16 protein-coding genes and 1 pseudogene are annotated in these 13,199 nt (G+C 70.6%); 5 read left to right on the forward strand and 12 right to left on the reverse strand.

Features of this window, described 5'->3' with window-relative positions; genetic code table 11:
• Positions 1–67: 67 nt before the first annotated feature.
• Positions 68–919 carry a hydroxyacylglutathione hydrolase gene (gene gloB / locus HWW87_RS09970; RefSeq protein WP_175820148.1) on the reverse strand — a complete coding sequence of 284 codons (852 nt, stop codon included), beginning with the start codon at positions 917–919 and terminating at the stop codon, positions 68–70.
• An 18-nt stretch (positions 920–937) separates the two neighbouring features.
• On the opposite strand from gloB, the gene HWW87_RS09975 reads away from it, so the two are divergent.
• From HWW87_RS09975 to dnaQ, 3 genes are read left to right on the forward strand one after another with little or no spacing between them, the layout of a single operon-like run.
• Positions 938–1,750, forward strand: coding sequence for a class I SAM-dependent methyltransferase (locus tag HWW87_RS09975; protein WP_175820149.1), 813 nt, complete (start codon positions 938–940; stop codon positions 1,748–1,750).
• Positions 1,747–2,190, forward strand: coding sequence for a ribonuclease HI (gene rnhA, locus HWW87_RS09980; RefSeq protein WP_027784072.1), 444 nt, complete (start codon positions 1,747–1,749; stop codon positions 2,188–2,190). The genes HWW87_RS09975 and rnhA overlap by 4 nt, the downstream gene beginning before the upstream one ends.
• Positions 2,191–2,230: 40 nt before the next feature.
• Entirely contained in the window at positions 2,231–2,965 is a 735-nt protein-coding gene (gene dnaQ / locus HWW87_RS09985) for a DNA polymerase III subunit epsilon (protein WP_175820150.1), read from the forward strand.
• A gap of 27 nt (positions 2,966–2,992) precedes the next feature.
• On the opposite strand, the gene HWW87_RS09990 is transcribed toward dnaQ, so the two are convergent.
• Entirely contained in the window at positions 2,993–3,325 is a 333-nt protein-coding gene (locus HWW87_RS09990; RefSeq protein ID WP_175820151.1) for a YnfA family protein, read from the reverse strand.
• 538 nt (positions 3,326–3,863) lie between these two features.
• Between HWW87_RS09990 and proP the strand changes: the two genes are divergently transcribed.
• Positions 3,864–5,354 (forward strand): glycine betaine/L-proline transporter ProP, encoded by a 1,491-nt coding sequence (gene proP, locus HWW87_RS09995; RefSeq protein ID WP_175820152.1) that lies wholly within the window; start codon positions 3,864–3,866, stop codon positions 5,352–5,354.
• Between the two features lie 110 nt (positions 5,355–5,464).
• Here proP and HWW87_RS10000 read toward each other — a convergent pair whose 3' ends face one another.
• Together HWW87_RS10000 and HWW87_RS10005 are read right to left on the reverse strand one after the other, a co-directional pair.
• Positions 5,465–5,662: a hypothetical protein gene (locus tag HWW87_RS10000; RefSeq protein ID WP_244107175.1), complete on the reverse strand. Its 198-nt coding sequence runs from the start codon at positions 5,660–5,662 to the stop codon at positions 5,465–5,467.
• 166 nt (positions 5,663–5,828) lie between these two features.
• A pseudogene (locus HWW87_RS10005) lies at positions 5,829–5,999 on the reverse strand (glutathione S-transferase N-terminal domain-containing protein); the annotation flags it as partial.
• Between the two features lie 172 nt (positions 6,000–6,171).
• Here HWW87_RS10005 and HWW87_RS10010 point away from each other — a divergent pair.
• Positions 6,172–7,383 (forward strand): polyhydroxyalkanoate depolymerase, encoded by a 1,212-nt coding sequence (locus HWW87_RS10010; RefSeq protein ID WP_175820155.1) that lies wholly within the window; start codon positions 6,172–6,174, stop codon positions 7,381–7,383.
• A gap of 13 nt (positions 7,384–7,396) precedes the next feature.
• On the opposite strand, the gene HWW87_RS10015 is transcribed toward HWW87_RS10010, so the two are convergent.
• The 8 genes from HWW87_RS10015 to mdcC form a co-directional block, all read right to left on the reverse strand.
• Positions 7,397–8,044: a phosphoribosyltransferase family protein gene (locus HWW87_RS10015; RefSeq protein ID WP_175820156.1), complete on the reverse strand. Its 648-nt coding sequence runs from the start codon at positions 8,042–8,044 to the stop codon at positions 7,397–7,399.
• 125 nt (positions 8,045–8,169) lie between these two features.
• On the reverse strand, positions 8,170–8,691 hold the full coding sequence (locus HWW87_RS10020; RefSeq protein WP_175820157.1) for a phospholipase D-like domain-containing protein: 522 nt from the start codon (positions 8,689–8,691) through the stop codon (positions 8,170–8,172).
• A 117-nt stretch (positions 8,692–8,808) separates the two neighbouring features.
• Positions 8,809–9,741 carry an acyltransferase domain-containing protein gene (locus HWW87_RS10025; RefSeq protein WP_175820158.1) on the reverse strand — a complete coding sequence of 311 codons (933 nt, stop codon included), beginning with the start codon at positions 9,739–9,741 and terminating at the stop codon, positions 8,809–8,811.
• Entirely contained in the window at positions 9,738–10,604 is an 867-nt protein-coding gene (gene mdcB / locus HWW87_RS10030; RefSeq protein ID WP_175820159.1) for a triphosphoribosyl-dephospho-CoA synthase MdcB, read from the reverse strand. Before mdcB ends, HWW87_RS10025 begins: the two co-directional genes overlap by 4 nt.
• Positions 10,601–11,269 (reverse strand): malonate decarboxylase holo-[acyl-carrier-protein] synthase, encoded by a 669-nt coding sequence (mdcG, locus tag HWW87_RS10035; protein WP_175820160.1) that lies wholly within the window; start codon positions 11,267–11,269, stop codon positions 10,601–10,603. Before mdcG ends, mdcB begins: the two co-directional genes overlap by 4 nt.
• Positions 11,256–11,963 (reverse strand): biotin-independent malonate decarboxylase subunit gamma, encoded by a 708-nt coding sequence (gene mdcE, locus HWW87_RS10040; protein ID WP_175820161.1) that lies wholly within the window; start codon positions 11,961–11,963, stop codon positions 11,256–11,258. The genes mdcG and mdcE overlap by 14 nt, the downstream gene beginning before the upstream one ends.
• The gene (locus tag HWW87_RS10045; RefSeq protein ID WP_175820162.1) at positions 11,950–12,885 is read right to left on the reverse strand and encodes a biotin-independent malonate decarboxylase subunit beta; all 936 of its coding nucleotides are present in this window, start codon (positions 12,883–12,885) and stop codon (positions 11,950–11,952) included. Before HWW87_RS10045 ends, mdcE begins: the two co-directional genes overlap by 14 nt.
• Complete coding sequence (mdcC, locus tag HWW87_RS10050) at positions 12,882–13,196, reverse strand: malonate decarboxylase acyl carrier protein (protein ID WP_175820163.1); 315 nt, start codon at positions 13,194–13,196, stop codon at positions 12,882–12,884. The genes HWW87_RS10045 and mdcC overlap by 4 nt, the downstream gene beginning before the upstream one ends.
• Positions 13,197–13,199: the final 3 nt, after the last annotated feature.

Below are 13,199 nucleotides of genomic sequence, written 5' to 3' on the forward strand. Positions count from 1 at the left end.
AGCGAAATCCTACATTTGGAGCAATTTTTACAGACACCGCTTGAGCTTTGGAGTCCTCCGGAAAACGTCATCGGAACCGGTTTTTCCATTCGCGCATCAGCGTGAATGCCGCCAGACGATCCGTCACCGTTTCGTGCAGCTCGGCCGCGAGCGTCGCGTGGATCGCCGCGCTGTCCGCCCGCATGAACGGGTTGACGGCACGCTCGTGCGCGATCGTAGTGGGCAGCGTCGGCACGCCGCGCGCACGCAGCGCCTGCGCGTCGTCGCGCCACGCGGCCAGCGCCGCATTGCCGGGCTCGCACGCGAGCGCGAAGCGGATGTTCGACAGCGTGTATTCGTGTGCACAATGCACGCGGGTGTCGCCCGGCAGCGCCGCGAGCGCGTCGAGCGACGCGAGCATCTGCGCGGGCGTGCCTTCGAACAGGCGCCCGCAGCCGCACGAGAACAGCGTGTCGCCGCAGAACACGTGCGGCACCGCGTTGCCCTGCCCGGCCGCGCCTTGGCCGGCCGTGCCTTGACTGGCCGCGCCTTGGCCGGCCGCCTGAAAATACGCAATGTGGCCACGCGTGTGACCCGGCACGTCGAGCACGTCGAATGCGACGGCCGGCGCGTCGAGCGTCACGCGATCGCCGCCCGAAAGCGGCCGCGTGACCACGCCGATCGCTTCGGCCACGGGGCCGTAAACAGGGAGCGGAGCATCGTCCGGTTGGCCATTCCGCAGCGCCTCGACACCGCCAACGTGGTCGGCATGGTGGTGCGTGAGTAAAATAGCGGTCAACCGCCAGCCTCGTTCGGCAAGAACCCGGCGTACGGGCGCGGCTTCACCCGGGTCGACGGCGATCGCATCGCGGCCGTCCGAGACGAGCCAGATATAGTTGTCTTCGAATGCCGGTACCGGCACGTATTCCAGCTCGTTCATGGGCGCGCAATCATCGTTATGTCCGATCCACAAATTATAGACTGGCCCGCCTGGACCGACTCGCCGCCCGGCCGCTACGTGCTGGGCTGGGAGCAGGCGCAGCTCGACCGGATCGTGTCCGACGTCTTCGGCTTTCACGCGCTGCAGCTCGGCCTGCCGCAGCTCGATGCGCTGCGCGAGAACCGCATGCCGTATCGCGGCCTCGTGCTCGACCCGGCGAGCGGCGCGAGCGCGCCGTATCAGTATCCGTGGGCGCGCGAAGCGCACGCGGCGGCCCATGCGCCCGCCGATCGCAGCACGACCTGGTGCGACCTGCTCGACCTGCCGTTCGAATCGCAGAGCGTCGACCTGATCGTGATGCCGCACACGCTCGAATTCACGTCCGACCCGCACCGCCTGCTGCGCGAGGCCGAGCGCGTGCTGATGCCGGAAGGCCAGCTCGTGATCACCGGCTTCAACTCGCTCAGCCTGTGGGGCATGCGGCAGTCGTTCGGGCGCATGGCGAACCGCCCGTTCGTGCCGGCCACGCGCGACCAGATCGCGTTCATCCGGCTCAAGGACTGGATCAAGCTGCTCGGTTTCGACCTCGAACGCGGCCGCTTCGGCTGCTACCGGCCGCCGCTCGCCACCGACCAGTGGCTGGCCCGCTACGGCTTCATGGAGGCCGCCGGCGACCGCTGGTGGCCGATCTTCGGCGCCGTCTACATGGTGACGGCCGTCAAGCGCGTGCGCGGCATGCGCCTCGTCGGCCCGATCAAGATGAAGAAGCCCGTGCTCGCGCCGGGCCTGACGCCGGCGGCCTCCCCGACCACCCACCAAGAACGTTCATGACAACCGACACCATCGACATCTATACCGACGGCGCCTGCAAGGGCAACCCCGGCCCCGGCGGCTGGGGCGCACTGCTGCGCTACGGCGATCAGGAAAAGGAACTGTTCGGCGGCGAGCCGAACACGACCAACAACCGCATGGAGCTGATGGGCGTGATCGCCGCGCTCGAAGCGCTGAAGCGGCCGTGCCGCGTGATCGTGCATACCGACTCGCAATACGTGCAGAAGGGCATCAGCGAGTGGATCCACGGGTGGAAGAAGAAAGGCTGGGTCACCGCGGCGAAGACACCGGTGAAGAACGCCGACCTGTGGAAGCGGCTCGACGCGCTCGTCGTGCAGCACGAGATCGAGTGGCGCTGGGTCAAGGGCCACGCGGGCCATCCCGAGAACGAGCGTGCGGACGCGCTCGCGAACCGCGGCGTCGAATCGCTGGCCGCCTGAACGCCGGCCGCCCTCTCCTGTTTTCCTTGCTTTTCCCGACATGCGCCAGATCATTCTCGATACCGAAACCACCGGCCTGAACGCCCGCACGGGCGACCGCCTCATCGAAATCGGCTGCGTCGAGCTGCTGAACCGGCGGCTCACCGGCAACAACCTGCACTTCTACGTGAACCCCGAACGCGACAGCGATCCGGGCGCACTGGCGGTGCACGGCCTCACGACCGAATTCCTCAGCGACAAGCCGAAATTCGCGGAAGTCGCCCACCAGATCCTCGACTTCGTGAAGGACGCCGAGCTGATCATCCACAACGCGCCGTTCGACCTTGGCTTTCTCGACGCCGAATTCGTGCGGCTCGGCCTGCCGCCGTTCACCGAGCATTGCGGCGGCGTGATCGACACGCTGGTGCAGGCCAAGCAGATGTTCCCCGGCAAGCGCAATTCGCTCGACGCGCTGTGCGACCGCTTCGGCATCAGCAACGCGCACCGCACGCTGCATGGCGCACTGCTCGACTCGGAGCTGCTCGCCGAGGTGTATCTCGCGATGACGCGCGGCCAGGACAGCCTCGTGATCGACATGCTCGACGACGCGGGCGCCGACGGCGGCGCCGGGAACGGCCAGCGCGTGTCGCTCGCCGCGCTCGACCTGACCGTGGTGGCGGCGAGCGACGACGAGCTTGCCGCGCACCAGGCGCAGCTCGACGAGCTCGACAAGTCGGTCAAGGGCACCTGCGTGTGGCGCCAGTCCGCCGATACGGATACCGCCGAAGCAGCCTGATGCACGCGGCCCGCGCCGCGGCCGCGCTCATGCGCGCGGCTGCAGCGCGATGACGGCCATCCCGCCGAGCGCGAGCACCGCGCCGGCCACGTCCCAGCGGGTCAGCGCGACGCCGTCGACCACCCGCAGCCAGATCAGCGCCACCGCGATGTACACGCCGCCGTACGCGGCATAAGTGCGCCCCGCCGCACTCGGGTGCAGCGTCAGCAGCCACGCGAACAGCGCGAGCGACAGCACGGCCGGCACCAGCAGCCAGGCCGGGCGCCCGGCCTTCAGCACGAGCCACGGCAGGTAGCAGCCGACGATTTCGGCCAGCGCGGTAGCGGCGAACAGCGCCGCGATCCTCATCAGTTCGGTCATCCGGTTCCTCGCGAATTCCGCCCCGTCGCGGCGGGCGGCACGGCCGCGCCGCGCGCCGCCGATCATACCCGAGCGGGCCGCGCCGGATGCCCCGCCAGGCGGGCGATCCCCGGCAATTTGCACGATCATCCGTCATCGTGCTATCATGTCGCCTGTTTCAACATTCAATATCTGTCTTTTCGATTTTGAGAGAAGTCCGTCCGCACGCTGCGGGCCGGTGCCTCGATCGAAATTGCACCCACAGGAAAGCCCGCCCGACAGGCCCGCTTTTCTCGTTTCGTTGCCCCTCCGGGGCGTTGCCGGAACGCCGGACCCATCGTCCGCACCGGCATCTGCCGCCAGCATCACGCGGCCCATTCTTCATGAGCGCACAGTCGCGACGGCCCATCGGGCCCGCGTCGAAGCAGCCCCTTGGCCCTTTGCTGCCCTTTGTGCAGTAAGTGCTTAATGGTCTGCCCCGACGCGCAGCACGCGACACCGCGCTCGCCGGCAAACCGTGTCGGACGGCCCGCCCGTTCCGGCGCTGTCAAAGGAGTGCATGACCTTGACCGCAACACACGTCAGCCCGACCGCTGTCTCTTCCTCCGCTTCGTCGTCCGGCGAAGCCCCGCTCGCCGTGGACGACATCACCGTCGTCGACCAGGGCCTGCTCAAGCGCGCCGTCAGCGCGATGGCCATCGGCAACGCGATGGAATGGTTCGACTTCGGCGTCTACAGCTATATCGCCGTCACCCTCGGCAAGGTGTTCTTCCCGTCCAGCAGCCCGTCCGCGCAGCTGCTCGCGACCTTCGGCACGTTCGCGGCCGCGTTCCTCGTGCGCCCGCTCGGCGGCATGGTGTTCGGCCCGCTCGGCGACCGCATCGGCCGCCAGCGCGTGCTCGCCGCGACGATGATCCTGATGGCCGTCGGCACCTTCGCGATCGGCCTGATCCCGAGTTATGCGTCGATCGGCATCATGGCCCCGATCCTGCTGCTCGTCGCCCGCCTCGTGCAGGGCTTCTCGACCGGCGGCGAATACGGCGGCGCGGCCACCTTCATCGCCGAGTTCTCGACCGACAAGCGTCGCGGCTTCATGGGTAGCTTCCTCGAGTTCGGCACGCTGATCGGCTATGTGCTGGGCGCGGGCGTCGTCGCGCTGCTCACCGCGTCGCTGTCGCAGGAAGCGCTGCTGTCATGGGGCTGGCGCGTGCCGTTCCTGATCGCCGGCCCGCTCGGCCTGATCGGTCTCTACATCCGGATGAAGCTCGAGGAAACGCCCGCGTTCAAGCGCCAGGCCGAAGAGCGCGAAGCGCAGGACAAGGCCGTGCCGAAGGCGCGCTTCCGCGAAACGCTGCTGCGCAACTGGCGTGCGCTGCTGCTGTGCGTCGGCCTCGTGCTGATCTTCAACGTGACCGACTACATGGTGCTGTCGTACCTGCCGAGCTTCATGTCGTCGACGCTGCATTTCGACGAATCGCACAGCCTCGTGCTGGTGCTGATCGTGATGGTGCTGATGATGCCGATGACGCTGTACGCCGGCCGCCTGTCGGACAAGGTCGGCCGCAAGCCGGTGATGCTCGCCGGCTGCGTCGGCCTGCTGGTGCTGTCGATCCCGTCGCTGATGCTGATCCATGCGGGCACCACGGCGTCGGTGTTCAGCGGCCTGCTGATCCTCGGCGTGCTGCTGTCGTGCTTCACCGGCGTGATGCCGTCGGCGCTGCCCGCGCTGTTCCCGACCGAGATCCGGTACGGCGCGCTCGCGATCGGCTTCAACGTGTCGGTGTCGCTGTTCGGCGGCACGACGCCGCTGGTGACCGCATGGCTCGTCGACGTCACGCACAACCTGATGATGCCCGCGTACTACATGATGGGCGCTGCGCTGATCGGCATCGTGTCGGTCGTCGCGCTCGCCGAAACCGCGCGCCAGCCGCTGAAGGGTTCGCCGCCGGCCGTCGCGACGCGCCGCGAAGCGCACCAGCTCGCGCGCCAGTTGCGCGAGGAGGACGACGAATCGGAAATCTACGGCGTCGCGACTCCCGCCCGCGCGTGAGCGTCGCTCAATGAAAAAGCCCCGGCCGAAGCCGGGGCCCGATCGAACCCGATCCGCCCGACCGGCTTGCGCCGGCCGGGCTTTTTTTCATCCGCGTGCCGCGAACGTGCTCATGCGTGCGCTTCGCCGTGACGGCAGAAGATCAGCGCGCGCGACCGCGACACGGCCGCCTGCGCGCCGCGCGCCGCGACGATCAGCCCGACCTGGCCGAGATTGAAATCGCGCTCGACCATCAGCTGCGCCAGCGCGGCAAGCGGCAACACGACGGACGGGTGGTACAGGCTCGATTCGATCAGGGCTTTCATCATCGGCTCCATCTGGCAATGCGTAATTTGATGGAGTGGATTCTAGGGATCGGTCGCGTCCGGATAAACAGCGCGAATGCGAAGTCACTTGTCAGCCGCCGAGAACAATCGGCAGCGGCTTGCCGGACAAGGCCGCGCGGCGGCCAACAGCGGGGTGCGACCGTCCGGCGCCGCCGTCGGTCACGAGCGTCGGCGCCTTGGCGACCGGGTTGACCGTCCTGAACTGCTCGACATGACGAAACACCGAGATCGACTCGTGTTCGAACGGCAGGTCGAGCGGCTTCGCCGAAATGGCGACGCGGCGCACGAACGGGGAATCCAGCAAGCCGATCAGCTTCATCGCAAACGCTCCGCCTCGCGGGAATGGGACCGACGACTGTAGCAACGGCGCGCGGCAGCGCCTAGCGCGCCGGTGCGCTTGACGCGCATCAGCCAGCCGCGCATCGGGCTCGCACTGCCCGTCCACTGTGACCATAATGCAGGTTCACGCTCCTTCCGCCCCAGGGTCCGCCATGTGGTATGCCGTCGTCGAGCAGCAGCGGGAATGGATGCGCGCATGGCGCGCGGCGACGCGATACGCGTTCGATGCATGGCCCGCGGCGTCGCTGCCGCATGCCGCGTCGTCGTGCTACGACGACCTGTTCGAACCGCTGCTCGGGCCGCAGGCCGCGCCGCCGGGCTTCGACCTCGCGTGGCCGGCCGTCGACGAGCAGGTCGTCGCGCACACGCCGTTTTGCGACTTGCGGCGCTTCGCGCACGCCGACGCGCGCCGCACGGTGCTGCTGTGCGCGCCGCTCGTCGGGCATGCGGCCGTGATGATGCGGGAAACCGCCGAAACGCTGCTCGCCGATGGCGACGTCTGCGTGACCGACTGGCGCAATGCGCGCGACGTGCCGCTCGCGGCAGGCCGTTTCGGGCTCGACGAGTACGTCGCGATGCTCGACGGCTTCGTCGACACCCTCCAGCGCGACGGTCGGCCGCTGCACGTCGTCGCCGTGTGCCAGGCCACCGTGCCGGCGCTCGGCGCACTCGCGCTGCGTGCCGCGCGCGGCCTCGCGCCGCCCGCGAGTATCACGCTGATCGGCGGCCCGCTCGACGCACGCCTGAACCCGAGCGCGCTCGGCGCTGCGGCCGCCGCCCATTCGCTCGACTGGTGCCGGCGCCACCTGATCGACATCGTGCCGCCCGGTTTCACGGGGCATGGCCGCCACGTGTTCCCGACCTATCTGCAACAGGGCGAGATCGCGCTCCTGTATCCGCAACGCTTCCTGACGCTGATCGAAACCTACGCGCTGGCAGCTTCCCGCTTCGACATGACCGGGCTCGCCGACGCCCGGCGGGCGCTGCGCGAATACACCGCGCTGCTCGACATGCCGGCCGACTATTTTCTCGACACGGTCGACGTCGTGTTCCAGCGCATGCTGCTCGCGACCGGCGCGTGGCGCGTGCACGGCCGGCCCGTCGAACCGGCCGCGCTGCGCGACGTCGCGCTGCTGACCGTCGAAGGCGCCCGCGACACGGTCACGGGCGCCGGCCAGACGCATGCGGCGCTCGACCTGTGCAGCGGCCTCTCGGCCGACGAGCACCATCGCGTCGATATCGACGATTGCGACCACTACGGATTGTTTACGGGGCCACGCTGGCACGGCAACGTCCATCCGGCGCTACAGCATGTGTTCGCGCTGGCGGAAGCCGGCCGACCGCGCCCGCGCCGGATTCAGTGAGCGTGACGACGCGTCAGGGGCGCGCCGCGTCGAGCAGCGCGCGCACTTCATCGTCGCTCGTCTGCTCGAAGCGCGTGTAGAACTGGCTGATTCCGAACAACCGCAGCGGCTGCGACACCGTGACGAACGCGTCCGCCAGGCCGTCGAACACGTGCGCCGCGCCCGCCGGCGCGACCGGCACCGCCGCGACGATGCGCGCCGGGTGGCGCTCGCGCAACGCCTGCAGCGCGACGCGCATCGACGCACCGGTCGCGATACCGTCGTCGACGACGATCACGATGCGTCCGTCCACCGCCAGCGGCGGCGCCGCGCCGCGGTACAGCGCTTCGCGGCGTTGCAGTTCGGCCGTCTCGCGCGCGATCACGTCGGCGAGTTGCGCATCCGATACGCCCATCGTGCGGATCACCGACCGCTGCAGATGCGTCGCGCCGCCGGTCGCGATCGCGCCCATCGCGAGCTCCGGGTCGAACGGCACGCCGAGCTTGCGCACGACCAGCACGTCGAGCGGCGCGCGCAGCGCGCACGCGACCGGATACGCGACGGGCACGCCGCCGCGCGGCAGCGCGAGCACGACCACATCGCTTCGCCCCGCGTATTCGCGCAACGCGTCGGCCAGCTGCCGGCCGGCATCGGCGCGATCGGCAAAACTGCTTTCGGTCACGATCGGCTCCCTGCCGTTGCGCCGACTGCGCGAAAGCCGCGCCGGCACCTGTCAACGAGGATGGTTCATCGCTCGCGCCGATGCAAGCAGGGTCACACCGGCGCGCGATGCGCCGAAGCAAAGGGTCAGAGGCCGCCAGCCTGCCGGTACAGCCGCCAGAACGACTGCGCGTAGGACTGCGCGAGTTCGGGCGCGCGCCGGAACACGTTCACCGTGTCGGCGTGCTCGGCCGCGCCGTCGGACAGCGTCGTCAGCGCGACGCTGTCGTCGACGATCACGAAGCGCGACGCGGGGCCGCCGTGCCGCGAATCGATCGCGACGTCAATGCCCGCGGATTTCAGATAGCCGGCGCCGCTGTACCTGCCCGCACGCGGCGGGCGCACCAGCACGACGCGCACCTCGATCCCGCGTGCGCGGGCCGCGCGCAGCGCGCTCGCGACAGCCGGCTGCACCTGCGTATAGCCGGCCAGCAGCACGCGGCGCTGCGCCTGTTCGATCAGATCGACGGTCGCGTCGGCCGCCGCGTTGTCATACGAAAAGTACGTGCCGACCGATGCGGCGTCGGACGGAATCTGGCTGGCGTGGACGCTCGTCGCGCAGCAGAACGCGGCGAGCAGGAAGGCGGCTGGTCTCATGGCGGGCGCCATTGTAGCGACGCCAATTCGCGTGGCAAGGGGCGGCTGCGACGCTGCTGCGCCGGCGCAACACACAGTGCGAAACCGGTGCGCGGCGGCTGTGTTTCAAGCCGGGTTTCAACCCGCCGATCAGCCGGCCGCGACGCGCGCGAGCCAGCTCGTCACGCCGTCGACGGAACGGAAATCCGCGAGGCTGCGCGCCGGCAGCGCGGGATACGCGCCGCCCGCCATCTCGGCCAGCGCGCGCCCGGGGCCGAGTTCGAGAAACGCGGTTGCGCCGGCCTCCACGCACGCGGCAAGACAGGCCGCCCACTCGACCGGCTCGGCGATCTGCCGCGCGAGCTTGTCGAGGCCCGTGTCGACATCGAGCACCGACGCGCCGTCGATCCCCGAGAACAGCCGCGTGCCGGGCAACGGCCGGCGCACGCGCGTCGCGGCCAGCGTCGCGCGGAATGCCGGCACGGCCGCCGCCAGCCGGCGCGTGTGCGACGCGATCCGCACGCAGACGGGCGCGACGCGCAGCGCGCCGGCGCGCGCCGCGTCGTCGGCCACGGCATCGACATCGGCGTGCCGCCCCGCGACCACGAACGCATCGCCAGGGTTCGCGATCGCGATGGCCGCGTCGCGACCGTCGCACAGCTGCGCGAGTTGCGCGCGCGTCAGGCCGCGCACGAACACCATCCGCTCGTCGCCGCCGCTCGCGGCATCCATCTCGCGTGCACGCGCGGCGGCCAGGTCGAGCGCAGCGTGCGGGTCGATCATCCCCGCGACGCTCCACGAGCCGACCTCCCCGACGCTGTAGCCCGCGACGCAGCGCCGGCGCGGCCACACCGTGTCGAGCAGCGCGGCCGCCGCGAGCGCCTGGACCGTGCAGAGGATCTGCGCGGCACGGTTTTCCCGCAGCGCGTCGGGCCCGGCCTGCCGGACCCACGCGCGCGGATCGTCGCCGAGCAGCCGGCCCGCATGCGCGAACAGTGCGTCGGCCCGCGGCGCCGACCCGGTCAGGTCGAACATGTCGGCGCGTTGCGCGCCTTGCCCCGAGCACAGGATGGCCAGCGTCATCGCGCGTGCCCTTCGGCTTCGAGCGCATCGACGAATACGCTCATCGCGAGCAGGTCGGCCGCGCCGCCCGGGCTCAGCCGGCGCGCGACGAACGCACGATGCGCGGCCGCCGCGCGCAGCCGCCAGTCGCGCGCCCGCACGCCGCCGCGCGCGACGAACGCGCGGGCGGTCGCACGGGCGAAATCGAGGCCGTCCTGCCCGCCCCGGTGCAGCAGATTCGTGTCGTCGAGCGCGGCGATCAGCGCGAAGCACGCGGCGACGCGTGCGGCTTCCGGATCGCCCGGCAGGTCGCGCTGGGCGCGGCGCAGCGCGGGCAGTCCGACCGCGTACACGGTCGGGAAGCCGTCGGCCGCCTCGCGACGCGCACCGCCGACACCGTAGCGGCGGCTGGCGCGCTCGCCATGACTGTCCGGCAAACGCGGGCCGCCGAGGATCTCGACGCCCCAGCGGCGGGACACGAACGCACCGAGCGTCGTCCCGGCCGGCATCGCGCCCGGCAGCGCGCGCCGGCCGGCGGCCGCGCACAGCAGCCCGAGCCCGAAGATCGCGCCGCGATGCGTATTGACGCCGCCGGTCGCGGCGAGCATTGCGTGTTCCGCGCGCAGGCCGATCTTGCGCAGCACGGCCATATCGGCGTCGCGCGCGCCCGCGTCGGCGAGTTCCGCGAAGTACGGCCGCAGCACGGCCGCGCTACGCGCGAACGTCGCCGCATCCATGTCCGCGTGACTGCCGGTATCGACGTGACTGACGAGGCCCGGCTTCGGATAGGTGTCGATCTCGAGCACGAGGCTGTGCTCGGCCAGCGCAGCGATGCGCTCGGCATCGGACGGCGCCGCTACGCGGCAGGCAACCCGTGCGTTCATCGCGTGCCTCCGGCGAATGCATCGGCGCGCATCAGTTCGACGGCGATCGCGGTCTTCACCGCGATTTCGGGCAACCGCGCATGCAGCTCGCGCCAGTTGACGCCCGCGCCGTCGTCGCGCAGCAGTTCGCCGTCGATGCGCATCGGCGCGCGCGCGTCGATCGCCGCGAGACCGTCGAGCAGCGGCGCAAGCGACGCGGCGTCCGGCAGCGGAAACACGATGTCGAGATCGGACGATGCGCTCAGATATGACTCGCCCGTCAGCGCCTGCCACGCGAGACTGCCGAACACGCGACCCTGCACGCCGCAGCGCGCGCCGAGCGCATCGAGCTCGCGCAACGGCGCCTGCCATGCCGCGGGCGCGGCGGCGAGCACGTCCGTCAAGGTCGGCAGCGGGCCGACCGTCGCGAGCGCGTCGGCGGCCACGTTCAGCGCGATGCGCCGCTTGCCCGCCGACGGCGGCAGCGGCAGGCCGAGCGGCACGCGGCCGGCATCGGCTTCATCCGGCGACGCGCGACGCACGATCAGCGGCCAGCCGCGTTCGGCCCATTCCCGCACGAGCGGATCGCCCGCGAGCGCGGGGTCGCGGGCGAATGCCGCGCCCCACCCGGCCGCCGTCAGCGTGACGAGCGTGTGGCGGCGCAGCGGCAGATCAGCGTGCGGCACGCGCGAGTGCCTCGACGCGGCCGGCGACGTCGGTCGCGACCGGCCGGCCGCGCGCCGCGCGCCGGTCGATGCGCTCGGCCGGCTTGCCGAGCCATTCGCCGACCTGCGCGTCGAGCGCGCGGGACGGATCGAGCACGGCGTCGACGGCGCCCATCTTCACGAGATTGTCGAGCCCCGGCGCGAACACCGGCGTCGAACGCGCCATCTCCTTCAGCACGTCGATCGGCAGCTTGGTCACGCGCGACATCGACGGCAGGTCCATCACCTCCGGCTCGGCGCCCGGCACCGCGAGCAGCGTGCGCGTCGCGAGCGCGGTCGCGATGAATGCGCCGGCGGCCGTGTGGCCGTACAGCACGCCGATCGTCCGGTGTCCGGCGAGATCCGCGTGCATCAGGCATTTCGCGAGATGCGACAGCCCTTCGTTCAGGCCGAGCAATTCGTCGCGCTTGCTCATCCGCTGGCTGTCGCTGTCGACCAGCACGAGGACCGGCGTGTCGCCGCCGCGCTCGACCGTGTCGAGCACGCGCGCCGCGAGCGTCAGCGCCTCGTCGATGCCGAACGGCAAGCGGTCGGCAACACCGATCACGTCGACGCGCGTGCCGGCCAGTTCCGCGTGGCCCGTCAGCAGGCCGCCATTACGCGCAATCGAATGGCCTCGGGGAAACAGCGAGTTCAGTACTTCATCGAGCGTCATGCTGGGACTCCTGCAGTTGATCGGCGAGCTTCGCGAACGCGTCGTCGGCCATGCCCGGAATCGCTTCCGGCGCGTCGGCCCCGAGCATGCGCCACACGTCGAGCGCGTCCTTGCAGGCGCCGAACCGTTCGACCCGCGCTTCGAGACGCGCCTGTTCCGCGCGCAGCATCGCTGCATCGAACGCCGGCGCGCGGCCGATCAGTTCGAGCGCGGCCGCGCGAAACGCGTCCGGCGTGTCGGCCACATAGCGGTCGGCGCCGCCGATCAGCCGCCGGTGCTTGCCGCCCATCGTGCGCCAGATCAGCGCGCGATCCTTCGAGTCGAATTCCTCGACGCCGCGATTGGTCTCGATCACTTCGGGGCCCGACACGCTGATGCGCCCCTGCTCCGACACCGCGAGCGCCGAGCAGCACGCGGCGAGCAGCCCGCCGCCGCCATAGCAGCCCGCGCGCCCGCCGATCAGCCCGATCACCGGCACGCCGGCCGCACGCGCGTCGACGAGCGCGCGCATGATCTCGGCGATCGCGAGCTCGCCCGCGTTCGCTTCCTGCAACCGCACGCCGCCCGTATCGAACAGGATCAGCACCGGCTTGCCGACTTCGCGCGCGGCGCGCAGCAGGCCGGTGAGCTTCGCGCCGTGCACTTCGCCGAACGCGCCGCCCATGAAGCGGCCCTCCTGCGCGGCGACCAGCACCGGCCGGCCGTCGAGCCGGCCGTGGCCGACCACCATCCCGTCGTCGAACTGCTGCGGCAGGTCGAACAGCGGCAGGTGCGGGCTCGTCACGCGCTCGGCCGGCCCGAGGAATTCGCTGAAACTGCCCGCGTCGAGCAGCCCGTCGATGCGCTGCCGCGCCGACGCTTCGTACCAGCTCGCCGCGTTCGCGACGAACGCCGGCGCGTCGTGAATCACGTCGCTCATCATGCGTCTCCCTCGATCGCGCGCACGGCCTGCGCGAGCCGCAGCGACACCATGTCGGGGCGCGCGCCGCCGTCGTTGATCGACAGTTTCAGGCCGCCCGGCATGCGCCGCTCGACGAAATCCGACACGACCGCCTGCCACACCGCGCCGAAACCGACGGCCGCGGTGCGGATGTCGATCTCGCATTCGTTGCCCGGCAGCACGCGCTCGACCAGCACTTCGAGATTGCCGGACGCGACCACGCCGACGAGCGCCGTGGCCTGCTCGCCCTTCGCGCGGTCGCGCGCGGTGAAGCGATAGTTCAACTGTTCCATGCC

The organism is Burkholderia sp. BCC0419 (assembly GCF_902830285.1).
Lineage (GTDB): Bacteria > Pseudomonadota > Gammaproteobacteria > Burkholderiales > Burkholderiaceae > Burkholderia.